The sequence below is a fragment of the Halomonas borealis genome (assembly GCF_004798905.1).
Lineage (GTDB): Bacteria > Pseudomonadota > Gammaproteobacteria > Pseudomonadales > Halomonadaceae > Halomonas > Halomonas borealis.
Window position 1 is genome coordinate 53687 of record NZ_SDMO01000005.1, and the last position, 24111, is coordinate 77797.

Here is a 24111-nt window from a genome sequence, read left to right on the forward strand (position 1 = left end):
TCCATGAACAACGCACAGCTCAACGAGCTCAAGCAACGCTATGTCGCCAGCGGCGCCGCGAGCCCGGCCACCCAGTTCGCCGACCGCGCCGAGAACGCCCTGATCTGGGACGCCGACGGCAACCGCATCATCGACTTCGCCGGCGGCATCGGCGTGCTCAATATCGGTCATCGCCATCCCAAGGTAGTCGAGGCGGTCAAGGATCAGCTCGACCGCGTCATGCACACCTGTCAGACCGTGATGCCCTATGAGGGCTACGTGAAGGTGGCCGAGAAGCTCAGCCATGTCACCCCGGTGCGCGGCGAGGCCAAGGTGATGCTCGCCAACTCCGGCGCCGAGGCCCTGGAAAACGCCGTCAAGATCGCCCGCGCGGCTACCGGTCGCAACAACGTCATCTGCTTCGATGGTGGCTACCACGGCCGAACCTTCATGACCATGGCGATGAACGGCAAGGTCGCCCCCTACGCCAACGACTTCGGCACCATGCCGGGCTGCGTGTTCCGCGCCGGCTACCCGGTGGACGAGCACGGCATCAGCGAGGAAGAAGCGGTGCGTCGCCTCAAGATGGTGCTCAAGACCGACGCTAACCCCAGTGACACCGCCGCCATCGTGCTCGAGCCGGTACTCGGCGAAGGCGGCTTCTACCCCGCCCCTCAGAGCTTCCTCGAGAAGATCCGCGAGATCTGTGACGAGCACGGTATCCTGATGATCGTCGACGAGGTTCAGTCGGGTTTCGGCCGTACAGGCAAGCTGTTCGCCATCGAGCACAGCGGCGTGAAGCCGGACCTGATGACCATGGCCAAGAGCATGGCCGCCGGCATGCCGATCTCCGCCGTGGTCGGCACCGCCGAGCACATGGACGCTTCCTGCGCCAACTCGCTGGGTGGCACCTACTCCGGCAGCCCGCTCTCCTGCGCCGCCACTCTGGCGGTGCTCGAAGTGTTCGAGGAAGAAGACATCCTGGCCAAGAGCCAGGCGCTCGGCGACAAGCTGGGCCAGCGTTTCGCCCAATGGGCCGGCGACTTCGAGGCCGTGGTGCACCCACGTCATCTCGGTGCCATGGCCGCCTTCGAGCTCAACGACAAGGATGGCCAGCCGTCTCCCGAGCTCGCCGCCGCCCTGTGCAAACGCGCCCGGGAACAGGGTCTGATCCTGTTGTCTTGCGGCATGTTCGGCAACACCATCCGTTTCTTGATGCCGGTCACCATCGAGGACGAGGTGCTGACCGAAGGCCTGGATATCGTCGAGCAGAACCTCAAGGCCGTGCTCGGCAGCCCAGCCACCACCGCCTGATCCCGGTTCGCAACGCCCCCAACGACACCGCCCGGCCAAATGGCCGGGCGGTGTTCTTTGCGTTTCCTCTGACGGCTGCCGCGATGGCGGCTAGCCGGTCTTAACCTTGGCGATCACCCACAGCAGGACCACCGCCCCCACCGTGGCCGTGACCAGCGAGCCGATGAAGCCGCCCGACGACAGCCCCAGCAAGCTGAACAGGAAGCCGCCGAGCACCGCGCCGACGACGCCCACGCCGATGTTACCGAGGATGCCGAATCCCCCGCCGCGCATGATGTTGCCGGCGATCCAGCCTGCCAGTCCGCCGATGATCAACCAAGCGATCAGTCCCATGCTGCATTCTCCTTGCTGGTGATAAAGCCATTACCGATGGTACGGGTCTCACTCACCGGGGCATCAGAACGACGACCCCGGCTGCCGTAGGAAAGCCAGTTCCTCGGCGCTCGATTCACGCCCCAGGACGGCGTTGCGATGAGGATAGCGCCCGAAGCGGCGGATGATCTCCCGGTGCCGCCGTTCGTGGGGCAGGCTTGCCTCGAGACCGGGCTGGCCGAACAACCGCAACGCCTCGTCATGGACGGCCAGCCTCTCGCTGTGCATGTAGGGCATATAGAGGAAGGCGCGCTCGGCATCGCGCAGTACCGCGTCGTCTCCGTCACTCACCGCCTCCTGGGCCAAGGTGAGCGCCTGTGCATCGGCGGCGAAGGCCGTGGCGCTATCGCGGTGGATATGGCGCGAGAACTGGTCCAGCACGATCACCTCCGCGAGCCGCCCACGCGGGCTATGCCGCCAGGCCGCTAGCTCGCCGCGACGGGCGGCCTCGAGCGTGTCGCCGAAGCGGTGGCGAATCTCATCGTCGAGGGCCGTGTCGCGGCGGAACCACTGGGCGGGACGCAACGCCTCGAACCAGAACTCGAGCACTCGTCGGCCTCCCGAATCGACCATGGTATCATTGCCTCCTTGCCAGGTGAGGCCCCATCGGCCCCTCGCCACTGCCTCCAGCATAGCAGCACGATGCAGTCTCTCGGCAACGCTGCCTTCTTACTTACGACCCCGATGTCATAACCCTAGACGAAAGGCGTATGGAACAGGCAAGGCAGTCCCCTAGACTGCCTCGATAACGTCGTAAAGTTAGCAACAAAATGTCTTCCTGACGCGGCGCTCCCCCTAAATGCGCGCCAGACATTAAGGATTTTTCCGATATGCACGCCCTGACCCTCGCTTCCTTCCTGTTCTTCACAGGACTGGTGGCCTTCGTGACCTGGCGGATCACCCGCCGCGACGATCACCACAGCACCGAAGGCCTGTTCCTGGCCGGGCGCAACCTGACCTTCCCGTTGATCGCCGGTTCGCTGTTGATGACCAACCTCTCCACCGAGCAGATGGTCGGCCTCAATGGCGCCGCCTTCGCCGATGGCTTGAGCGTGATGGCTTGGGAAGTGGTGGCGGTCATCGCCCTGGTGATGCTGGCGCTGTTCTTCCTGCCGCGTTTCCTGAGAAGCGGCATCGCCACGATTCCCCAGCTGCTGGAGATCCGCTTCGACAAGGGCACCCAGCGCATCGCCAACGTGATCTTCCTGCTCGCCTACGCGGTGATCCTGTTGCCGATCATCCTCTACTCCGGCGCCATGGGCCTGCAGGGCATGCTCGACCTGCACGGCCTGACCGGCATCGAGTCCGACACCACCCTGCTGTGGTTGACCGTATGGCTGGTGGGGCTGATCGGTGCCGTCTATGCACTGTTCGGCGGCCTACGCACCGTCGCGGTGTCCGACACCCTGAACGGCATCGGCCTTTTGATCGGCGGCTTCGTGATCGTCTACTTCGGCCTGCAGGCGGTCAGCGACGGCAACGGCGTGCTGGCCGGCTGGGAGATGCTCAAGGAAAGCCAGCCCGAGCGTCTCAACTCGATGGGCCGCGAGGACCAGCAGGTGCCCTTCGCCACCCTGTTCACCGGCGTGCTGCTGATCAACGTCTTCTACTGGACCACCAATCAGCAGATCATCCAGCGGACCTTCGCCGCCAAGAACCTCGCCGAGGGCCAGAAGGGCGTGCTGCTGACCGGCCTGTTCAAGCTGCTCGGCCCGCTCTACCTGGTACTGCCCGGGATCATCGCCTATCAGCTCTACGCCGATCAGGGCGTGCAGGCCGACGAGGCCTATGGTCACCTGGTGTTCAACGTGCTGCCGCCTTACCTCTCCGGCTTCTTCGCCGCGGTGATGGTCGGCGCCATCCTGTCGTCGTTCAACTCGGCGCTCAACAGCACCACCACCCTGTTCAGCCTCGGTTTCTACAAGGGCGTGCTCAACAAGGACGCCAGCGAAGCCCAAGTGGTGCGCGCCAGCAAGACCTTCGGCTGGATCATGGCGCTGATCGCCATGACCATCGCCCCGCTGCTGGCCGGCCAGGACAGCCTGTTCGGCTATCTGCAGAAGATGAACGCCATCTACTTCATCCCGCTGCTGGCGGTGGTGCTGGTTGGCCTGCTGACCAAGCGCGTACCCGCCATGGCCGCCAAGATCGCACTGGTCGGTGGCTGCCTGCTGATCTTCGCCGGCTACTTCATCCCGCCCTTCGACAAGCTGCCCCAGGTGATGCACGAGTTCCACTTCGTCGCCTCGGTATTCGCGCTGCTGGTGGTCACGATGCTGGTGATCGGCAAGCTGCGCCCGCGCGCCGAGGCCTGGGTCCACGTGGACAGCGGTGCCGTCGACCTGACGCCGTGGAAGGGCGCGGTGCCGGCCGGCATCGCACTGGTGGTGCTGGTGATCGCCATCTACGCCGCCTTCGCCTGACACCGGCCCTCGCCACGACCCTCGATGCCCCGCCCCGTGCGGGGCATCGTCGTTTTCGGGGCGGGTCCGACGCGCCACAGCTGTTACGCTATCGTTTCGCCCCTCACGCCACCTTTCAGGAAGGATCCCCATGCCGTTGACCGTGACGCTGCTCTCGCTCTGCCAGGCCCTGCTGGTCAGCGGCAACATCCTGCTGATCGCCGTGTCGCCCATGATCGGCGCCCAACTCGCCCCGTCGCTTGCCTGGTCCACCGCCCCGGTGGCCACCCAATGGCTGGGGCTGATGTGCGCCACGATTCCGGCATCGCTGCTGATGGCCCGCCTCGGCCGTCGCCGAGGCTTCATGCTCGGCAATCTGCTGGGGCTCGCCGGGGCGGGGCTGGCGGTGTTCGCCCTGCATACCCAGGTCTTCACCACCTTCCTGCTCGCCACCTGGCTGATCGGCATCGGCATCGGCTTCGGCCAGCTGTATCGCTTCGCCGCGGTGGAGGCGGCGCCCGCGGGCGGGCGCGACAGAGCCATCGGCCTGGTGATGGGCGGCGGCGTGCTGGCGGCCTTCTTCGGCCCCTGGCTGGCGCGCCATAGCCATGCCCTGGCCGACATGCCCTATCTGGGCAGCTTCCTCGGGCTCGGGGGACTCTACCTGGTCGCATTGATGCTGCTGGCCTTCATACGACTGCCCGAGGCGACTCATGACACCACCGCGGGCGAACGGCGCTCGCTTGGCGAGATCGCCCGTCAGCCGGCGTTCCTGCTGGCGGTGATCAGCGCCATGGTCGGTTACGGGGTGATGAACCTGGCCATGACCGCCACCCCCCTGGCGATGGCCGAGGCCGGCCATTCCTTCGAGCATGTGACGGCCACGATCCAGTGGCACGTGCTCGCGATGTTCCTGCCCTCCTTCGTGACCGGGCGGCTGACCGCCCGCTTCGGCGCCTCGAGGATGATCGTCTGCGGCTGCCTGTTGCTGGTCGCCAGCGCCCTGACCGCGCAATTCGAGGCGGACATGGCCGGCTTCCATGCCGGGCTGGTGCTGCTCGGGCTGGGCTGGAACTTCACCTTCCTGCCGGCCACCGGGTTGCTCACCGAGGCCCATCGCCCCGCCGAAAAGGCCCGTACCCAGGCAGCCAACGAGTTCCTGGTGTTCTCTACCGTCGCGGTGACGGCCCTGCTGGCCGGCCCGGCGGTGAGCCTGCTGGGCTGGGCGACGCTCAACGCCCTGCTGATCCCGCTGTGCCTGCTGCCGCTGGTGCTGCTCGGCTTGCGACACCTTGCCTTCGGCGCCCGACGCCCGCAGATTAGAGACTGACACGGACGCCGAGTGACGCCACGAATGCCACCAAAACTGACACGCGACCTGCTCGAACGCGGCCGCGACCAGCAGCTACGCCTGGCGGTCACCGGCCTGTCACGGGCCGGCAAGACCGCCTTTCTGACCTCGCTGGTCGACCAGCTGCGTCACGCCGGGCTCGAGGCACGCCTCGACCTGCTGCCGGCGGCCCGGGAGGGGCGCCTGCTGGGCGCACGCCGGGTCGAACAACAGGATCTCGGCGTGCCGCGCTTTCCCTTCGACCGTGCCATGACCGCCCTCGATGACAGCCCGCCGCGCTGGCCCGAGCCGACCCGCGGCATCGGCGAATTGCGGCTGTCGATCCGCTACCGGCCCCGCCGCCCCGGCTGGATCGGCGGCGACGTGCGCCGACTGACCCTGGACCTGTTCGACTATCCCGGCGAATGGCTGCTCGACCTGCCGTTGCTCGGTCACGATTTCGCGAGCTGGAGCCGCGCACAGACACTCGAAGGGGAACGCGCCGCGCTGTTCGCCGACTGGCGACGCGAGGTGGCCGGGCTCGACCCGACACAGCACGTCGAGGAGAGTCGCCTGGCCGAGATCGCCGAACGCTACGCCGAAGGTCTGAGGGCGGCCCGCGAGGCCGGCTTCTCCGATCTACAGCCCGGCCGCTTCCTGTTGCCCGGCGAACTGGAAGGCGCCCCGGTGCTGCAGTTCTTCCCCCTCCCCGGGCTCGCCGAGCACGATCCGGCGAGCCTCGAGAGGCTGCCGCCGGAGAGCCTCTACGCGACCCTGACACGGCGCTTCCGCCACTATCAGCAACACATCGTCAAACCCTTCTACCACGAGCACTTCCGCCGCTTCGATCGCCAGATCGTGCTGGTCGACGTGCTCGGCGCGCTGAACGCCGGCCCCGAACGCTTCGAGGACCTGTCGCGGGCGCTGTCGCGCCTGATGCAAAGCTTCGACTACGGTAAGCGCAGCCTGCTGTCGCGGCTCTTCGCCCCACGCATCGATCGCCTGGCCATCGCCGCCACCAAGGCCGATCACGTCACCCCCGAGCAACATGGCCGACTCGGCGAGCTACTCGAGGCCCTGCTCGCCGAGCCACTCAAGGACCTGCGCTTCGCCGATGTACCGGTGCGCGCCCTGAGCCTGGCCTCGATCCGCGCCACCGAGACCCGCGAGGTCGAGCAGCGCGGACGACGTCAACCGGCCCTGCATGGCACCACCCTGGCGGGCGAGGAGACGCTGCTGTTTCCCGGCGAGGTGCCGAAACGACTGCCCGGCGAGGACTTCTGGCGCCGCCAGGGCTTCACCTTCACCGCCTTCCGCCCGCTGCCCCGCACCGACGGCGCCCTGCCCCACATCCGGATGGACGCCGCCCTGGACTGGCTGATCGGAGACAAGCTGACATGACCGCGCCCCGCCCCTCCGACCCGCGGCCCGGCCAGCGTTTCACGCTGGAGACCGATCCCACGCCCGCGACATCGTCTTCCCCCGCCCCGGAGCAGCGCTTCGACCCCGGGCAGGCGCATCGCCCGCTGGAGCCGACGGCCGATGCCCCGGACGCGGACAAGAGCGAGACCACCGTCGACGCCGGCCTGGCCCCACCGAGGCGCCGACGCCGGGGCCTGCTCGGGCTGCTGGTCGCCGGGCTCGGCCTGGGCGCCGGCGAGCTCGCCCTGTCGTTGCCCGTGGCAATGGCCGACGGCGACTGGCTGGGTCTGGGCTGGGGCCTGCTCGGCCTCGGCGCCATCGCACTCGGCGGCGGCGCCCTGGTGAGAGAGCTCTGGCGGCTACGCCGCCTGCGTCGCCATGAGCGTCTGCGCGAGGCACTCGCCGAACTGCCCGCCGCCTCACCGCATCAGGCGGCGGTCACCGCCGAACGATTGCGACGGCGGCTCGCGCTGGACGACGACCATCCCCACTGGCGCGCCTTCCTCACGGCGCGCGAACCCCATCATGACGGGCGCGAGACCCAGGCCCTGCTGGCCCATCATCTGCTGGCCCCGCGCGATCGCGAGGCTCGCCGGTTGATCTCGCGGATGAGCGGCGAGACGGCGGTGATGGTGGCGCTGAGCCCGTTGACGCTGGTCGACATGGCGCTGGTCGCCTGGCGGCACCTGGCGCTGGTCAACCGACTGTGCCGGCTCTACGGCCTGGAACTGGGCTATGCGGCACGCCTGCGACTGTTTCGCCAGATACTGCGCGACATGGCCTTCGCCGGCGCCAGCGAACTGGCCGGTGATGCCGGCATGGAGTGGCTATCGATGGACCTCGCCGGGCGACTCTCGGCACGCGCCGGCCAAGGGTTGGCGGTGGGGCTGCTGGGGGCGCGGCTGGGCCTGCGTGCCCAACGGCTGACCCGGCCGTTGGCCTTCGACGAGGCCCAGCGACCGCGTATCGCCGACCTGCGTCGCGAGCTATGGGGCCGGCTGAGGCGCCTGGAGCGCCGCGAGGAAGACGACGCGACACGCTGATGATGCTCATCGCGAGCAGGACGACTAGGCTGTAAGGAGACACTCCCGGTCGAGGAGACCTCCCATGTTCCAGACCATCCTCGTGCCCGTCGACGGCTCGGAGCATTCGCGCCTGGCATTGTGCGTCGCCTGCAAGCTCGCCCGCCAGGAAGACGGCAGGATCATCCTGCTGCATATCCCCGAGGCGCTGCCCCACGAGCCCCTGCTGGTATGGGGCATCGGGGCGGTGCCCTTGAGCGCCACCGTCGAGAAGCGTGAGCAGGTCGGACGCCAGATTCTCGAGCATGCCACCGAAGAAGCCAAGGCACTCGGCGTCGAACGGGTCAACCCCGTGCTCACCGAAGGCGCGCCCGATCAGACCATCCTGGCCGTGGCCGACGAACACGGCGTCGACGCCATCGTCATGGGCAGCCGCGGCCTCAGTGATCTCAAGGGGCTAGTGGTAGGCAGCGCCTCCCACCGCGTCAGCCACGCCGCCGAGTGCCGGGTGATCACGGTGCATTGAACCTGGGACGTTACCCCCTATCGACGGCTCAGTGCATTCCCGCAAGCCCTGTTCCCGGCCCGCCACCCAAGGCAGGAGGCCGCGATATCGATGGCCGGGATCGCATCAGCAGCGCTATAGCCCGAAACGCTCACGCAGCACGCCGGCCACCGCCGCTTCTCCGTGGTGGCCGATGCGCCGCGCCTGGGGCACCCGTGCATGCAGGTCGGGGTGGGCATTGGCCATCACATGAGCCTCGCCGGCCAGCGCCAGCATCTCGGTATCGTTGAGGTTGTCGCCGAAGGCCAGGCAATCGTCGGCCGATAGCCCCAGTGTCCCGAGCAAGCGTGTCAGGGCGGCGCCCTTGTTGACCCCGGCGGCCATGATCTCCAGCGAGTTCCCCATGGAATAGGTGACGTGCAGCCGCTTGCCGGCACGCCGGCTCACCTCTTGCTCGAGCTCGGCGAGATGGTCGGGCTCGCCGATATAGAGCACCTTGCCGACTCCATCGTGGGAGATCCGCGTCGGCGCCTCCACCCGATAACCGAAGCCCGTATGGGCATGCAGGGCGAGCAACCCCGGGGCCTCGGCGTCGATCACCCACTCGTCGTCGTGATAGAGGTTGAGCCGCACCCCGTCGGGGCGTGGTAGGTCGATCAGCTCGCGGGCCAGCTCGGCCGGCAGGTAGTGCGCCGCGATCAGGCGGTCGTCGGGATCATGGTGATAGGCACCGTTGGTGCTGATGATGTGAGCGTCCACGCCGAGGCGGTCGCGGAACGCCAGGATATCGCGATGGTGGCGCCCCGAGGCCAGGGCGATGTGGTGGCCCCGGGCCGCCAGGGCGCGAAAGGTCGCGACGGTTTCGTCCGTCAACGCGTGATCGACCCCGAGCAGGGTGCCGTCGAGGTCCGTGACGATGAGGTGGGCCGGCATGGGCGTCGCCCTCCGCTGAAAAGAGTGTGGGTCCATTCTATCAGGCCGGGGGCGTCGCCCATCGTCGTTCGACACCCCCGCCTGAAGGGAAGATCAAACCTCAGCCGTCGGCGTTCAAGGCCCGTGCCAATGGCGTTGCCTGGTCACCGACCACCAGATGCCAGGCGCCCTGCCCCAGCGACTGGATGCCTCGACAACCCAGCGCCTCCAGGGCCGTCCCGTCCAGGCGCTCCTCGTCGGCCAGCTCGACGCGCAGCCGGCTATGGGCCTGGGCCTCCAGGCGTCGCAGGTTGCTCGCCCCACCCAGCGCCTCACGCCAACGGTCGAGGCGTTCGGCATCGGGCGCCGGGGCGACGTCGGCCGGCGTGTCGGCCTCACCCGGCGCGGCATCGGCGGGCTCGGCCATGCCCGCAGCCGCCACGGCGGCGCGGATCTCGTCGGCGACACCATCGGCGATCGGGCCGAGGATCACCTGCAGGCCGCCCCCTCCGAGGCGCATCACGCCACGCGAGCCCAGCGACTTGAGGACGGGCTCGTCGATCGCATCGGCATCACCGAGCACCAGGCGTAGCCGGGTGGTGCAGGCGCCGACGCTTTGCAGGTTAGCCGCCCCGCCGAGGGCCGCGACGAAGGCCGGGCCTCGCTCGCCGACCGCCACGGGCGCCGCTTCGACGGCCTCGTCCTCGGGCTCACGCCCCGGCGTCGGCAGGTCGAAGCGCACGATGGCCCAACGGAAGACCCCGTAGTAGATGGCGGCGTAGGCCAGGCCCACCGGCAGCATCAGCCAACCATGGGTGGATAATCCGTAGGACAGCGCATAGTCGAAGGCCCCGGCGGAGAAGGTGAAGCCCAGCTTGACGTCTAACCAGTGCATCAGCGCCATGGACACGCCGGTCATCACCGCATGGAAGACGTAGAGCAGCGGCGCCAGGAACATGAAGGCGAACTCGATGGGCTCGGTCACCCCGGTCAGGAAGGCGGTCAGCGCCAGCGACAGCAGCAGGCCACCCACCTGGGCGCGGCGCCCCTTGGCCGCGGTGTGATACATGGCCAGCGCCGCCGCCGGCAGGCCGAACATCATCACCGGGAAGAAGCCGGCCATGAAGCCCCCGGCGCTGGGATCGCCGGCGAAGAAACGGTTGAGGTCGCCGGTGGCGCCATCGAAGCTGCCGAACACGAACCACACGAAGCTGTTGAGCACATGGTGCAGGCCGGTGACGATCAGCAGCCGGTTCAGGGCGCCGTAGACGAACTTGCCGATCGCCCCGGCCTCGATCAGCCAATGGCCCAGGGTGTCGATGCCGGACTGGATGACCGGCCAGCCCCAGCCGAAGACGATGCCGAGCCCTACCGCCGCCAGTCCGGTGGCGATGGGCACGAAACGCCGACCGCCGAAGAAGGCCAGGTAGTCCGGCAGAGCGATCGCCTTGTAGCGATTGTAGAGCAGCCCCGCCACGCTACCCATGATCACCCCCGCCAGTACCCCCATGTTGATCTCGGGATTGAGGGTGGTGAGCACCGCATCCAGCACCAGGTAGCCGATCACCCCGGCCAGGCCGGCGGCGCCATTGCTGTCATCGGCGAAGCCCACCGCCAGGCCGATGGCGAAGATCAGCGCCAGGTTGGCGAAGATGGCGTTGCCCGCCTCGGCGACGAAGGCGATGTCGAGCAGGTCCGGCTGGCCCAGGCGCAGCAACAGGCCGGCGACCGGCAGCACGGCGATGGGCAGCATCAGCGAACGGCCGAGCTGTTGCAGGCCGGCCATGAATCGAGAACCGAGGGTCGTGCTCATGTGGGCATCCTCTCGTGGCGTGTGGTGGTGACAGCATCTTGCGCGGCGAACCAGGCCATCAGGCGCTCGCGTACCGCCGCGGCATCGTCCAGGGCGAGTAATTCGGGAAGCTGCTCGGCCAGGGCCGCGGCATTCAGGCGACGCAACCCGGCCTTGATCGCCGGCACCCGGGCCGGCTCCACCGACAGCTCGTCGACGCCCAGCGCCGCCAGCAGCGGCGCGGCCAGCTCATCGCCGGCGGCGGCGCCACATACCCCCACCGGGCAACGCCCGGCGGCGCCCTCCACGGTGGCGCGGATCAGCGTCAATACCGCCGGATGCAGCACATCGGCGCGGGCCGCCAGCCCGGGAGCCTCGCGGTCCATGGCCAGCGTGTACTGAGTCAGGTCGTTGGTGCCGATGGACAGGAAATCGGCCTCGGCGGCGAGGCGCCGGGCGCCCAGGGCCGCACTCGGCACCTCGATCATCGCGCCCAGCGCCGGCAGCCGGGTCAGGCCCAGCGCCTCGGCGATGCGCTCGAGGCGCTCCCGCACCCGGGCCAGTTCACCGGCATCGCCGATCATCGGTACCATGATGCGCAGCCGCTCGGGGGTTGTGACGCCGAGCAGCGCTCTCAGCTGGGTGTCGAGCAGCTCGGGATGGCTCTCCCACAGCCGCGAGCCACGCACGCCCAACGCCGGGTTGGGTGCCTGCGGCAGGCGCAGGTAGGGCAGCTGCTTGTCGGCGCCGATGTCCAGGGTGCGGATGATCACCGGCTTGCCGCCGAGGGCGTCTACCGCCGCCTGGTACTCACCACGCTGGTCCGCCTCGCTCGGCGCCGCGGACCGCTCGAGGAACAGGAATTCGCTGCGCATCAGGCCGACGCCGTCGGCCCCAGCCTCGGCGGCCAGGCGAGCCTCCTCGGCGGAGCCGATATTGGCCCCTACCTCCACCGCGCGGCCGTCGCGGGTCACCGCCGGCTCACCGGCGGCGGCGCGCTCCCGGGCGTCACGCTCGGCGCGCTCGGCCAGCGCCGCCTCGACCTCCGCCAGGCGTGCGTTATTCGGTGCCGGCTCGAGCAGGCCGGTCTCGGCATCGAGCACGCCGCGCTCGCCGTCGAGTTCGCCCAAGACCTGGCCCATGGCCACCAGGCAAGGCATGCCGCGAGCCCGGGCCAGGATCGCCACGTGGGAGGTAGTGCCGCCGGCGGCGAGGCACAGCCCCGCAGGGCGCGTCTCGGCCAGGGCCATCAGTTCGGAGGGCGTGAGATCGTCGGCGAGCACGATGGCCCCGGCGGGCACCTCGGGCGCCGCTGCCTCGGCCTCGGCGAACTCCGCCATCACCCGACGCTGCAGGTCACGCAGGTCGGCGACGCGACCGGCGAGCAGCGGATTGCCGCTGGCGACCAACCGCTCGGCCTCGCCGTCCAACGCCTCGCGCCAGGCCTGGCCGGCGCTGCGCCCCGCGACGAGGTGTTCTTCCGCCGCCCGGCTCAGGTCGGGATCGTCCAACCAGGCCTGGTGAGCGGCGAGGATATCCGCCTCGGCCTCCTGACCGGCCGCCCGGGCACGCTGATGTTCGCCGTCGAGGGCCTCGCCCACCGCCTCAAGGGCTCGGGTCAGACGCGGCGCCTCGACCGCGTGACCCTCGCCGTCCCGCGGCACTTCCGGCAACGCCGGGGCATAGGCGACCAGCGGGCCGATCGCCAGGCCGGCGCTGGCCACCAGGCCGGGATACTGGCCATCGGCGGCCTCGGCCAACGCCTCCTGGGGCTCTGGGGCCGGCTCGTCGGCCTCCGGCGTGGTCAAGAGCCGCTGCGCCGCGTCCAGGGCCACCTCGGCCCGCTCACCTCGTGCCGTCAGGGTCAGCGAGGCGCCTTCGAGGGCCCCCAGGTTCATCAACGCGCTGAGGCTGTCGGCGGCGGCCTCGCCGTCCGCCGAGGCGAGCGTCAGGCTGACCGCGTGCTTCCGGGCAATGGTCCGCAGCCGCGCCGCCGGCCGAGCATGCAGGCCGGCGGCCAGCGCCAGGACGAGTTCCCGGCGGTGGGTCGGCCCGTCGACCGCCGAGGCGGGCGCCGCTTGCCCTGTCGGCCTCAGGGTCAGCAACGCCTCGCCCTTGGCTACACGCGTCCCGGTGTCCCGCTCGACCGCTTCGAGCCGGAAGCCGGCGGGCTCGGTGATGACCAAGGGGGTGATCAACGCCTTGGCCCGACGGGCCAGGAGATCGGGGACGAAGCGGCACAGCGGCTGGCCGGCGACCACCCGATCGCCGGTGGCGACCGCGAGTTCGATGCCCTCGCCGTCCAGCTCGACGGTGTCGAGGCCCAGGTGCAGCAGCAGCTCGACACCCTCGACGGTGCGCAGAGTCACGGCATGGTGGGTCCGGGCGCATTGCACCACCTCGCCGTCGCAGGGCGCGTGCAGGGTATCGCCGAGCGGGTCCAGGGCGATGCCCTCGCCCAGCGCCAGGCCGGCGAAGACCGGGTCCGGCACCTCCTCCAGAGGCAGCAGCACGCCGTCGCACGGCGCCTGCAGGATCAGGGATGAGCTTGGCATGGAAGTCTCCATGGGGTTGTTGTTGTGCGTGGCGGAAAGGGGCAACGTCCGACGCTCAGACGGTGCGCGTGACCTTGCGCAGGTGCCGGGGCCGGTCCGGGTCGCTGCCTCGGGCCTCGGCCAGCCCCGCCGCCATGGTGTAGAAGCTCTGGATCACCGATAGCGGCTGCAGGTCGTCGTGGCCGGCGTCGATGAGCGTCAGTTGGCGCCTGGCGACGCTCGCATCGGCGGCCAGCAGCACCCGTGCACCCACGCCCTCGAGCCACTCGGCCAGCTCCAGCAGCCCGGCCTGCTCGGGTCCCGGCGGCGCGAACACCAGCACCGGGTAGCCGTCCCCGATCAGCGCCATGGGGCCATGGCGCACCTCGGCGCCGCTGAACGGTTCGGCCTGGATGGCGCAGGTCTCCTTGAACTTGAGCGCCGCCTCCTGGGCCACCGCCAGGCCAGGGCCGCGACCGATCACCATCATGCGCTCGACGCCGACCAGCGCCTCGATGGCCGGCGACCAGTCCTGCCCGGCCGCCTCGACCAGACGATCCGGCAGCGCCTCGAGCGCGGCGAGCAGCGTCTCATCATTGGCCCAATGACCGACCAGCTGGGCCGCGGCGGACAGCGTCGCCAGGTAGCTCTTGGTGGCCGCCACGCTGCGCTCCTCACCGGCGAACAACGCCACCTCGTCGTCGCTGGCCTCGCCAAGCGGTGACTCGGGCGTGTTGACCAGCGCCAGGGTGCCCGCGCCACCGGCGGCCAGGGCGCGCTGGGCGGTGATCAGATCGGGGCTCTGGCCCGACTGGGAGATGGCCACCGCCAACTGTCCCGGGAGCCGCCAGGGAGAGCCGGCCAGGGACGGCGGCAGCGAGGCCACCGGCATGCCCAGGTGCTTCATGATCAGGTAGCCAAGATAGGCCGCGGCATGGTCGGAACTGCCGCGGGCCACGGTCATGGCGCCGCCGGGCGCCGCCTCGCTCAGGCGGGCTCCCAGCGCGGCCATGACCTCGGCGTTGCGTTGCAGCTGGCCACGGATCCGCTCGGGGGCGTTGCGCGCTTCATCAAGCATCAGTGACATGGAGTTCTCCTTCGATGCGCCGGCCCGCCACGTGGACGGCCTGCAGGTTCAGTTCGGGATCGAGCACCACCAGGTCGGCCCGGGCGCCTTCGCTCAGGCGCCCCAGGTCATGGCGTCCCAGGAAGTCGGCGGGGAAACGCGACAGCCGGTCCGAGGCCTCGGCCAGTGACAGGCCGAGGCTCACCAGGTTGCGCAGCGCCTGATCCATGGTCAGGGTGCTGCCGGCCAGGGTGCCGTCGGCCAGACGCACGCCACCCAGGCACTTGGTCACCGCCTGCTCGCCGAGCCGGTAGTCACCGTCGGGCATGCCCGCCGCCGCGGTCGAGTCGGTGACCGCATAGAGATGGGGGATGCTGCGCAGGGCGGCGCGGATGGCGCCGGGGTGCACGTGTAACAGGTCGGGGATCAGCTCGGCGTAGTCGGCATGGGCCAGGGCCGCGCCGACCATGCCGGGCTTGCGGTGATGCAGCCCGCTCATGGCATTGAACAGATGGGTGAAGCCGCAGGCACCGTGATCGAGCGCCGCCACCCCTTCCTCGTAGCTGCCAAGGCTGTGGCCGAGCTGCACACGGATGCCGCGCTCGCTGAGCTCGCGGATCAGCGTCAGGTGGCCGGCCAGCTCCGGGGCCAGGGTCAGCAGGCGGATCGGCGCCAGCCGGCACAGCGACTCGACCTCCTCCAGCACGCCAGGGCGCGCATGGGACGGCTGGGCGCCGAGCTTGCCAGGGTTGATATAGGGGCCTTCCAGATGCACGCCCAGCACCCCGGCGGCATCCGGCGCCGGATCCCGCAGGTAGTCGCCGATGTCGCCAAGCACGCGGCGGATATCGGCATCCGGGGCGGTCATGGTGGTGGCCAGCAGGCCGGTGGTGCCGAAGCGCACATGGGTGCGCGCCACGGTGGCCAGGGCCGCGCCGCCTTCCATCACGTCCGCCCCGCCGCCGCCATGGACGTGCAGATCGAGGAAGCCGGGCAAGATACGCGGCAGGTCGTTGTCGTCGGGGTCCACCGGCGCCTCGGGCAACGCCGTGAGGCAACCGTCGCGCCAGTGCAGCTCGCCGAGACGCCAGCCGTCGGGAGTCAGGACATTGCCGTAGCGCTTACCTTCATACATGAGGGGCTTCCTCTCAGCGGGTGAGTTCGACCACGAAGTCGTAGTAGTCGGTGCGACAGTAGGTGACGGTCAGCTCCGCCGGGGTGCCGTCGGCAAGATAGCCCAGGCGCGTCACCTCGAGCAGCGCCTGGCCCTCGGGCACCTCGGCCAGCCGTGCCAGCTCGGCATCGGCGTTGACCGCGCTGACGTGCTGCAAGGCCCGAGCGATCGGCTTGCCCGCCGCGTCCAGGGCGTCGTAGAGCGAGTGCTCCACCGCCTCGGGGTCGGCGAGGATCGCCTGGGGCAGGCAGCTCTCCTCCACCGCCATGACCACGCCGTCGGCCAGGCGCAGGCGCTTGAGACGGGCGACCCGGGCGTCGCCGGCGAGCCCCAGGCGCAGGCTTTCCTCGGCGGTGGGCGCGGCCAGGCGCCGCGACAGCCAGCGCGAGTTGGGCGTGAAGCCGCGCTGGGTGAGCATCTCGGTGAAGCTCACCAAGCGGGTCAGTGGCTGGTTCAGGCGCGGGGTTATGAAGGTGCCGGAACCGTGGGTACGGCGGATCAGGCCCTTCTCGGCCAACCGATCCAGGGCCTTGCGGGCGGTGATGCGCGAGACGTCCAGCGCCTCGGCCAGGGCTCGTTCGGAGGGCAGCGCCTCGCCGGCCAGCCAGGCACCGGCCTCGATGGCATGCTCTAGCCCGCCGGCGAGCTGGTGATAGAGCGGGGTCGGCAGCGAGGTATCGAGCCGAAGCTGTCGTAGGCGGGGGTCCATGGGCGTTCTCATCCGGGCGTCGTGATAGTACCAATCTAGACCACATTGGATACCAATCAAATACCAATTTCCTTAGACCATGGTTCGAGACCCGCCGCAGAGGGCGCCTCGAGGTCCCAGCGACGTGGCCGGCACAGGCGGGGCGTGATCGGGGCGTCGCCCGATTGGCGCGGGCTGGCGGAATCCGTATAGTGGCCCTCTACTCCCCGCCAAGCCAAAGTGTCCGATGCTTCAGAACAACTCGATGCTTGCTCAGCTCAAGCAGCAGATGCGTGATAACACCCCCCGTGTCGAGGGGGTCATCAAGGCCACCGAGCGTGGCTTCGGTTTCCTCGAGACCGACGACGGCGAGTCCTACTTCGTGCCGCCCCCCGCCATGAAGCAAGTGCTGCATGGCGACCGGGTCGAGGCCATCCTCCACGAGGAAGGTGAGAAGAAGTCGGTCGAGCCGGATGTCCTGCTGGAGATCGGCCTGCAGCGCTTCGTCGCCCGGGTCCAGAAGCGCGACGGTCGCCTCGCCGTGGTTCCCGACCACCCCTCGGTGAAGAACGTTCTCAAGGCACGCCTCAAGCGCAGCCTCGACGAGGCCAGCATCGCCGACGGCGACTGGGTGGTGGCACGCCTGGTGCGTCATCCGCTGAAGGCCGACGACCGCGGCTTCTTCGCCCAGATCGACGAGCTGGTGGCCAAGACCGATAATCCGGCGGTGCCCTGGCGGGTGACCCTGGCCCGCCATGCCCTCGAGCAGGAATGCCCGGACGCCGGCGATGACTGGCCGCTGCACGACGAGGGCCTCGAGCGCGAGGACCTGACCGCCGAGCCGTTCTTCACCATCGACGGCGAGAAGACCCGCGACATGGACGATGCCCTGCGCATCACCTCCCGCGAGGGCGGCGGCTGGACCCTGAGCGTGGCCATCGCCGATCCCACCGCCTATGTCGAGGAAGGCCACGCCGCCGACCTGGAGGCTCGCACCCGCGCCTTCACCGTCTACCTGCCGGGCCAGAACGTGACCATGCTGCCCGAGCAACTGGCCGACGACCTGTGCTCGCTGTGGGAAGACAAGGACCGTCCGGTGCTGGCCTGCGCGCTGGACATCGAGGCCGACGGCAGCCTGGGCGACTACCGCTTCTTCGCCGCCACCGCCCGCTCCCATGCCAAGCTTGCCTACGACAACGTCTCCGACTGGCTCGAGGGTCAGGGTGACTGGGCACCGAGCGAGGCCATCGGCGAGCAGCTGCATGCCCTGCGCGAACTGACCGAGGCACGTGCCGCCTGGCGCGCCAAGCATGCCCTGGTGTTCAAGGATCGCCCGGACTACGTCTTCGACCTCGATGCTTCCGGCAATGTGCTGGGGATCCACACCGAGGAGCGGCGCATCGCCAACCGCATGATCGAGGAGTCGATGATCGCCGCCAACGCCAGCTGCGCCGACCTGCTCAGCCAGCATGTGGGTCACGGCATCTTCAACGTCCACCGCGCCTTCGAGCCCGAGAAGGCCGAGGCCGCCCAGGAGTTCCTGGCCGGTCAGGACATCCAGGTGGAACACGAGCAGCTCACCGAGCTCTCCCGCTACACCGAGCTCAAGCGTGAGCTCGAGGGCCGCGACGATGCCTGGCTGGATGCCCGCCTGCGCCGCTTCCAGGGTTTCACCAGCATGTCGGCGAAACCCGGCCCGCACTTCGGCCTGGGGCTCGCCGCCTACGCCACCTGGACCTCGCCGATCCGCAAGTACGGCGACATGGTCAACCACCGCCTGATCAAGCGAGTACTCAAGGGCGAGCAGGCCCCGGCCGAGGCCAGCCTCGAGCTCACCGAGCAGCTCACCGAACGCCGCCGCCTGAACCGCATGGCCGAGCGCGACGTCAAGGACTGGCTCTACGTGCGCTTCTTGGGTGCGGCCGCCGAGGCGAACGAAAGCTTCGATGCCGAAATCATCGCCGTCAACCGTGGCGGCATGCGCGTGCGACTGACCGCCAACGGCGCCACCGCCTTCGTGCCGGCCCCGCTGATGCACTCGGACCGCGACAAGGTCGCGATCGACGACAAGGAAGGCCGCATCCAGATCGAGGGCGTCGAGCGCTTCAAGCTGGGCGACGCGATCCGCGTGGCCTTGACCGAGGCCCGTGAGGAGACTCGCTCACTGGTTGGCCGTCCGGCCGACTGAGCCCACGATTCTCCACACGCGACATCGACGGTGGCCCTCGGCCGCCGTCTTTCGTTCAAGGTCTGCGTTCGGCACAGCGGCCGATCAGGCATGAAAAAGGGCACCCTAGGGTGCCCTTTTCGCGTGCCGGAAGGCGACATCGGCTTACCAGCCGGTGGCAACCTTCAGGGCATCGCCGATCTCGGCCAGCGAACGCACGGTCTTGACGCCCGCCGCCTCGAGGGCGCCGAACTTCTCGTCCGCGGTGCCCTTGCCGCCGGCGATGATGGCGCCGGCGTGGCCCATGCGCTTGCCGGGAGGCGCGGTGACGCCGGCGATGTAGGAAACCACCGGCTTGGAGACGTGCTCCTTGATGTAAGCCGCGGCCTCTTCCTCGGCGGTGCCGCCGATCTCACCGATCATCACGATCGCCTCGGTCTTCGGGTCCTTCTCGAACATCTCGAGGATGTCGATGAAGGTAGAGCCCGGGATCGGGTCACCGCCGATGCCGACACAGCTGGACTGACCGAAGCCATGGTCGGTGGTCTGCTTGACCGCCTCGTAGGTCAGAGTACCGGAACGCGACACGATACCGACCTTGCCCGGCTGGTGGATGTGGCCCGGCATGATGCCGATCTTGCTCTCACCCGGGGTGATCACGCCGGGGCAGTTCGGGCCGATCAGGCGCACGCCCAGCTCATCGCACTTGACCTTGACGTCGAGCATGTCAAGCGTCGGGATGCCTTCGGTGATGCACACGATCAGCTTGATGCCGGCGTTGGCGGCTTCGAGGACGGAATCCTTGCAGAACGGTGCCGGCACGTAGATCACGCTGGCCTCGGCACCGGTCTGCTCGACCGCTTCCTTGACGGTGTTGAACACCGGCAGGCCGAGATGCTCCTGGCCGCCCTTGCCCGGCGTCACGCCGCCGACCATCTGGGTGCCGTAGGCGATCGCCTGTTCGGAGTGGAAGGTCCCCTGGCCGCCGGTGAAGCCCTGGCAGATGACCTTGGTGTTCTTGTCGATCAGGATACTCATTACTTGCCCTCCGCTGCCTTGACGACCTGCTGAGCCGCATCGGTGAGGCTCTTGGCAGCGATGATGTTCAGACCGCTGGAGGCCAGTTTCTCGGCACCCAGCTCGGCGTTGTTACCCTCGAGACGCACCACGACCGGCACGTTGACGCCGACCTGTTCGACGGCCCCGATGATCCCCTCGGCGATCATGTCGCAACGCACGATGCCGCCGAAGATGTTGACCAGCACGGCCTTGACGTTGTCGTCAGACAGGATGATCTTGAAGGCTTCCGCCACGCGCTCCTTGGTGGCGCCACCGCCGACGTCCAGGAAGTTGGCCGGGCTGCCGCCGTTGAGGTTGACGATGTCCATGGTGCCCATGGCGAGGCCGGCGCCGTTGACCATGCAGCCGATGTTACCGTCCAGGGCCACATAGTTGAGGTCCCAGGCCGCGGCCTCGGCCTCGCGGGAATCCTCCTGGGAGGGATCGCGCATGGCCTGCAGGTCCGGGTGACGGTACAGGGCATTACCGTCCAGGCCGATCTTGGCGTCGAGGCAATGCAGGTTGCCTTCGTCGGTGATCACCAGCGGGTTGATCTCGAGCAGCGCCAGGTCCTTGTCGTGGAACAGCTTCGACAGACCCAGGAAGATCTTGGTGAACTGCTTGACCTGGGCGCCTTCGAGTCCCAGCTGGAAGGCCAGCTCACGGGCCTGGTACGGCTGGGCGCCGGCCAGCGGATCGATCTCGGCCTTGAGGATCTTCTCGGGGGTTTCCTCGGCAACCTTCTCGATCTCGACGCCACCCTCGGTAGAGGCCATGAAGACCACGCGACGGGTGGTACGATCGACCACCGCACCCAGATACAGCTCGTCGGCGATATCGGTGCAGTTCTCGACCAGGATCTTGGCGACCGGCTGACCGTGTTCATCGGTCTGGAAGGTCACCAGGTTCTTGCCCAGCCACTCCTCGGCGAAGGCCTTGGCCTCCTCCGGGCTCTTGATCAGCTTGACGCCACCGGCCTTGCCACGGCCACCGGCGTGGACCTGGGCCTTGACGACCCACATCTCACCGCCGATCTTCTTGCAGGCTTCCGCCGCTTCTTCGGGGGTGTCGACGGCGAAGCCCTTGGAAACGGGCAGACCATAGTCGGCAAACAGCTGCTTGCCTTGATACTCGTGAAGGTTCATCGATTCATGCCATTGGTTGCATGTGACTCGAACGGTAGTCGCCCGAGCGCCGGCTCGGCGCAGCGCGGCGGCTACCACCGCTCCTTCTCGGTACGAGGCCGGAAGGAAGCACCGCCCGCAGGCGGCGCTCTTGTTGTCTTACTTGCGCTTCTTGCGGTTCGCCATGTGGATGGCGTGGCCTTCCACGGCCAGGGCAGCCTCGTGGACGGCCTCGGACATGGTCGGGTGCGCATAGCAGGACAGCGCCAGGTCCTCGGCGCTGGAGCCGAACTCCATGGCGATGACGCCCTGGGCGATCATCTCGCCGGCATGCTGGCCGACGATATGCATGCCCAGGATACGATCGGTCTCGGCGTCGGTGATGACCTTGGCCTGACCTTCGGTGGCATTGTTGGCCATGGCGCGTCCGCTGGCGGCGAACGGGAAGGCACCGGTCTTGACCTCGATGCCGGCCGCCTTGGCATCCTGCTCGGTCATGCCGACCCAGGCCACCTCGGGGAAGGTGTAGATCACGCTGGGAATGGCGTCGTAGTTCATCTCGGCCTTATGGCCGGCGATGATATCGGCCACCATGATGCCCTCTTCGGAGGCCTTGTGGGCCAGCATCGGGCCGCGTACGCAGTCGCCGATGGCGTAGACGTTCGGCACGCTGGTGTGGCAGCGGTCATCGACGCTGATGAAGCCGCGCTCGTCCAGTTCGACGCCCACGCCGTCACCGATCACGCCTTGGGTGTAGGGCTTACGACCGACACAGACGATCAGCTTGTCGAAGGTGACCTCCTGCTCGCCCTTGGCGTCGGCGTACTGGACCACGACCTCGCTACCCTTGACCTCGGAGCCGGTGACGCGCGCGCCCAGCTTGATGTCCAGGCCCTGCTTCTTGAGCAGCTTCTGGGTCTCCTTGGCGATGGTACCGTCGACCATCGGCAGGAAATCATCCATGGCCTCCAGCACGGTGACCTCGGAGCCCAGGCGACTCCACACGCTGCCGAGCTCCAGGCCGATGACACCGGCACCGATCACGCCCAGACGCTTGGGCGCTTCCTGGAATTCCAGGGCGCCGGTGGAATCGACGATCAGGTCCTCGGTGAGCGGGGTCGGCGGGATATCGACCGGCACGGAACCGGCGGCGACCACGATGTTGTCGGCCTCATAGGTCGTGGCCTTGCCATCCGGGTCGGTCACTTCCACCTGCTTATCGCCGGTGACCTTGCCGGTACCGTCGATGGCGGTGACGCCGTTGGCCTTGAACAGGCCGGCGATGCCGCCGGTCAGGTTCTTCACGATGGTATCCTTGCGGGCCATCATCTTCTCGACGTCCATGCTGACGTCACCGGCCTGGATGCCCATGTCGTCGAAGTCATGCTTCGCTTCGACGAACTTGTGAGAGGCCTCGAGCAGCGCCTTGGACGGGATGCAGCCCACGTTCAGGCAGGTGCCACCGTGGGAGGTCTTGCCGTCCTTGCCGATCCACTTCTCGACACAGGCGGTCTTCAGGCCCAGCTGGGCGGCACGGATGGCAGCCACGTAGCCGCCGGGGCCCGCGCCGATGACGATGACATCAAACTTGTCGGCCATGTTGGCTCCTTGCAATGTGTTTCGCTGTGCTCGTTAACCCGCGCCGATCAGACATCCAGCAGCAGACGGGCCGGATCCTCGAGCAGCTCCTTGAGGGTGACCAGGAACTGCACCGCGTCCTTGCCGTCGATCATGCGGTGATCGTAGGACACCGCCAGGTACATCATCGGGCGGATCTCGACCTTACCGTTCACCGCCATCGGACGCTCCTGGATCTTGTGCATGCCAAGGATCGCGGTCTGCGGCGGGTTGAGGATCGGCGTGGACATCAGCGAGCCGAAGATGCCGCCGTTGGTGATGGTGAAGGTGCCACCCTGCATCTCGTCGATACCGAGCTTGCCGTCACGGGCACGCTTGCCGAAGTCGACGATGCCCTTCTCGACATCGGCGATCTTCATGCTGTCGGTGTCGCGCAGCACCGGCACCACCAGCCCACGGTCGGTCGACACGGCCACGCCGATGTCCTGATAGCCGTGATAGACGATGTCATCGCCATCGATGGAGGCGTTGACGTCAGGGAAGCGCTTGAGCGCCTCGGAGGCCGCCTTGACGAAGAAGCCCATGAAACCGAGCTTGGTATCGTGGGCCTTGAGGAAGGTATCCTTGTACTGGGCACGCAGATCCATGATCGCGCCCATGTCCACCTCGTTGTAGGTGGTCAGCATGGCGGCGGTCTGCTGAGCCTCGACCAGGCGCTTAGCGATGGTCTTGCGCAGACGCGTCATCGGCACGCGTTTCTCGGGGCGCTCGCCTTCGACGGCCGGGGCCGGCGCCGCGGCAGCGGCCTTGGCGGCACTCGCCGGCTTGGCGGCCTTCTTGGCGCTGCCCTCCTTGACGGCCTTCTGCACGTCTTCCTTGAGCACACGCCCGCCCTTGCCGGTGCCCTCGAGCTTGGCGACGTCGAGGTCATGCTCGGCGACCAGCTTGCGCGCGGCCGGGGCCAGGATCTTGTCGCCGACCTGCTCGTCGCTGGCACCGTCGTCGGCCGACGCCGCGGCCTTGCCTTCGCCGGCGGAACTCGGGCCGTCGGAGCTCGCGGCGGCATCGCCACCGGCCCCTTCGGTGAAGATCGCCAAGACCTGCTCGGAAGCCACCTGGCTGTCGGCCTCGGCCTTGATCTCGGACAGCGCGCCATCGGCCGGCGCGACCACCTCGAGTACCACCTTGTCGGTCTCGATTTCGACCAGTACCTCGTCGCGCTTGACGGCTTCACCGACCTGCTTGCTCCAGCTGGCCACGGTGCCTTCCTGCACGGACTCGGGGAAGGTCGGCGCCTTCACCTCATGCTGCTGGCCGCCGGCCGCTTTCGGCGTGGAGGCCTGGTCGGCACTCTCGGAGTCGGAGGCCGAACTCTCGTCGCCGCTGCTCTCGGCCTGCTCGGCATCGCTCGCCGCGGCCTCACCGATGCGGCCGAGCACCTGCTCGGATTGCACGGTATCGTCGGTTTCCACCAGTACCTCGGCCAGGGTGCCGGCCTCGGGTGCCACGACCTCGAGCACCACCTTGTCGGTCTCGATCTCGACGATCAGTTCGTCACGCTCGACGCTGTCACCCGGCTTCTTGTGCCAGGCGGCGACGCTGCCCTCGGCAACGGATTCCGGAAAGGTGGGTGCCTTGATCTCGGTAGCCATGTCGTTTCCCTTGTATGTT

Annotated in this window: 19 protein-coding genes; 7 read left to right on the forward strand and 12 right to left on the reverse strand. The window is 68.3% G+C overall.

From position 1 onward, the window contains the following. Positions 1-3: 3 nt before the first annotated feature. Positions 4-1293, forward strand: a complete 1290-nt coding sequence (gene gabT / locus ETC07_RS06795) for a 4-aminobutyrate--2-oxoglutarate transaminase (RefSeq protein ID WP_136247750.1) — start codon at positions 4-6, stop codon at positions 1291-1293. A gap of 90 nt (positions 1294-1383) precedes the next feature. On the opposite strand, the gene ETC07_RS06800 is transcribed toward gabT, so the two are convergent. Both ETC07_RS06800 and ETC07_RS06805 read right to left on the reverse strand, forming a co-directional pair. Then, positions 1384-1626: a GlsB/YeaQ/YmgE family stress response membrane protein gene (locus tag ETC07_RS06800; RefSeq protein ID WP_136247751.1), complete on the reverse strand. Its 243-nt coding sequence runs from the start codon at positions 1624-1626 to the stop codon at positions 1384-1386. 63 nt (positions 1627-1689) lie between these two features. After that, entirely contained in the window at positions 1690-2238 is a 549-nt protein-coding gene (locus ETC07_RS06805; RefSeq protein WP_136247752.1) for a DUF924 family protein, read from the reverse strand. Between the two features lie 257 nt (positions 2239-2495). On the opposite strand from ETC07_RS06805, the gene ETC07_RS06810 reads away from it, so the two are divergent. From ETC07_RS06810 to ETC07_RS06830, 5 genes are all read left to right on the forward strand, one after another. Further along, positions 2496-4088 (forward strand): solute:sodium symporter family transporter, encoded by a 1593-nt coding sequence (locus tag ETC07_RS06810; RefSeq protein WP_136247753.1) that lies wholly within the window; start codon positions 2496-2498, stop codon positions 4086-4088. Positions 4089-4218: 130 nt separating this feature from the next. Continuing rightward, the gene (locus ETC07_RS06815; RefSeq protein ID WP_136247754.1) at positions 4219-5397 is read left to right on the forward strand and encodes an MFS transporter; all 1179 of its coding nucleotides are present in this window, start codon (positions 4219-4221) and stop codon (positions 5395-5397) included. 24 nt (positions 5398-5421) lie between these two features. Then, positions 5422-6798, forward strand: coding sequence for a YcjX family GTP-binding protein (locus ETC07_RS06820; RefSeq protein WP_136247755.1), 1377 nt, complete (start codon positions 5422-5424; stop codon positions 6796-6798). Further along, positions 6795-7862, forward strand: a complete 1068-nt coding sequence (locus tag ETC07_RS06825; protein ID WP_136247756.1) for a TIGR01620 family protein — start codon at positions 6795-6797, stop codon at positions 7860-7862. Before ETC07_RS06820 ends, ETC07_RS06825 begins: the two co-directional genes overlap by 4 nt. Positions 7863-7926: 64 nt before the next feature. After that, complete coding sequence (locus ETC07_RS06830) at positions 7927-8367, forward strand: universal stress protein (RefSeq protein WP_136247757.1); 441 nt, start codon at positions 7927-7929, stop codon at positions 8365-8367. A 114-nt stretch (positions 8368-8481) separates the two neighbouring features. Here the strand turns inward: ETC07_RS06830 and ETC07_RS06835 are convergent, their stop codons facing one another. From ETC07_RS06835 to ETC07_RS06860, 6 genes are all read right to left on the reverse strand, one after another. Then, positions 8482-9279 carry a Cof-type HAD-IIB family hydrolase gene (locus tag ETC07_RS06835; protein ID WP_136247758.1) on the reverse strand — a complete coding sequence of 266 codons (798 nt, stop codon included), beginning with the start codon at positions 9277-9279 and terminating at the stop codon, positions 8482-8484. A 100-nt stretch (positions 9280-9379) separates the two neighbouring features. Continuing rightward, complete coding sequence (nagE, locus tag ETC07_RS06840; protein WP_136247759.1) at positions 9380-11071, reverse strand: N-acetylglucosamine-specific PTS transporter subunit IIBC; 1692 nt, start codon at positions 11069-11071, stop codon at positions 9380-9382. Beyond that, positions 11068-13605: a phosphoenolpyruvate--protein phosphotransferase gene (gene ptsP, locus ETC07_RS06845; protein ID WP_136247760.1), complete on the reverse strand. Its 2538-nt coding sequence runs from the start codon at positions 13603-13605 to the stop codon at positions 11068-11070. The genes nagE and ptsP overlap by 4 nt, the downstream gene beginning before the upstream one ends. A gap of 55 nt (positions 13606-13660) precedes the next feature. Then, positions 13661-14671 carry an SIS domain-containing protein gene (locus ETC07_RS06850; RefSeq protein WP_136247761.1) on the reverse strand — a complete coding sequence of 337 codons (1011 nt, stop codon included), beginning with the start codon at positions 14669-14671 and terminating at the stop codon, positions 13661-13663. Beyond that, on the reverse strand, positions 14655-15785 hold the full coding sequence (gene nagA / locus ETC07_RS06855; RefSeq protein ID WP_136247762.1) for an N-acetylglucosamine-6-phosphate deacetylase: 1131 nt from the start codon (positions 15783-15785) through the stop codon (positions 14655-14657). The genes ETC07_RS06850 and nagA overlap by 17 nt, the downstream gene beginning before the upstream one ends. Positions 15786-15798: 13 nt before the next feature. Then, entirely contained in the window at positions 15799-16533 is a 735-nt protein-coding gene (locus ETC07_RS06860) for a GntR family transcriptional regulator (RefSeq protein ID WP_136247763.1), read from the reverse strand. Positions 16534-16759: 226 nt separating this feature from the next. On the opposite strand from ETC07_RS06860, the gene ETC07_RS06865 reads away from it, so the two are divergent. Then, positions 16760-18700, forward strand: coding sequence for an exoribonuclease II (locus ETC07_RS06865; protein ID WP_136247764.1), 1941 nt, complete (start codon positions 16760-16762; stop codon positions 18698-18700). A gap of 144 nt (positions 18701-18844) precedes the next feature. On the opposite strand, the gene sucD is transcribed toward ETC07_RS06865, so the two are convergent. From sucD to odhB, 4 genes are all read right to left on the reverse strand, one after another. Further along, positions 18845-19717: a succinate--CoA ligase subunit alpha gene (sucD, locus tag ETC07_RS06870; RefSeq protein ID WP_136247765.1), complete on the reverse strand. Its 873-nt coding sequence runs from the start codon at positions 19715-19717 to the stop codon at positions 18845-18847. Beyond that, complete coding sequence (sucC, locus tag ETC07_RS06875) at positions 19717-20883, reverse strand: ADP-forming succinate--CoA ligase subunit beta (protein WP_136247766.1); 1167 nt, start codon at positions 20881-20883, stop codon at positions 19717-19719. The genes sucD and sucC overlap by 1 nt, the downstream gene beginning before the upstream one ends. A gap of 138 nt (positions 20884-21021) precedes the next feature. Then, the gene (lpdA, locus tag ETC07_RS06880; RefSeq protein ID WP_136247767.1) at positions 21022-22461 is read right to left on the reverse strand and encodes a dihydrolipoyl dehydrogenase; all 1440 of its coding nucleotides are present in this window, start codon (positions 22459-22461) and stop codon (positions 21022-21024) included. Between the two features lie 47 nt (positions 22462-22508). After that, positions 22509-24092, reverse strand: a complete 1584-nt coding sequence (gene odhB, locus ETC07_RS06885; protein WP_136247768.1) for a 2-oxoglutarate dehydrogenase complex dihydrolipoyllysine-residue succinyltransferase — start codon at positions 24090-24092, stop codon at positions 22509-22511. Positions 24093-24111 lie beyond the last annotated feature (19 nt).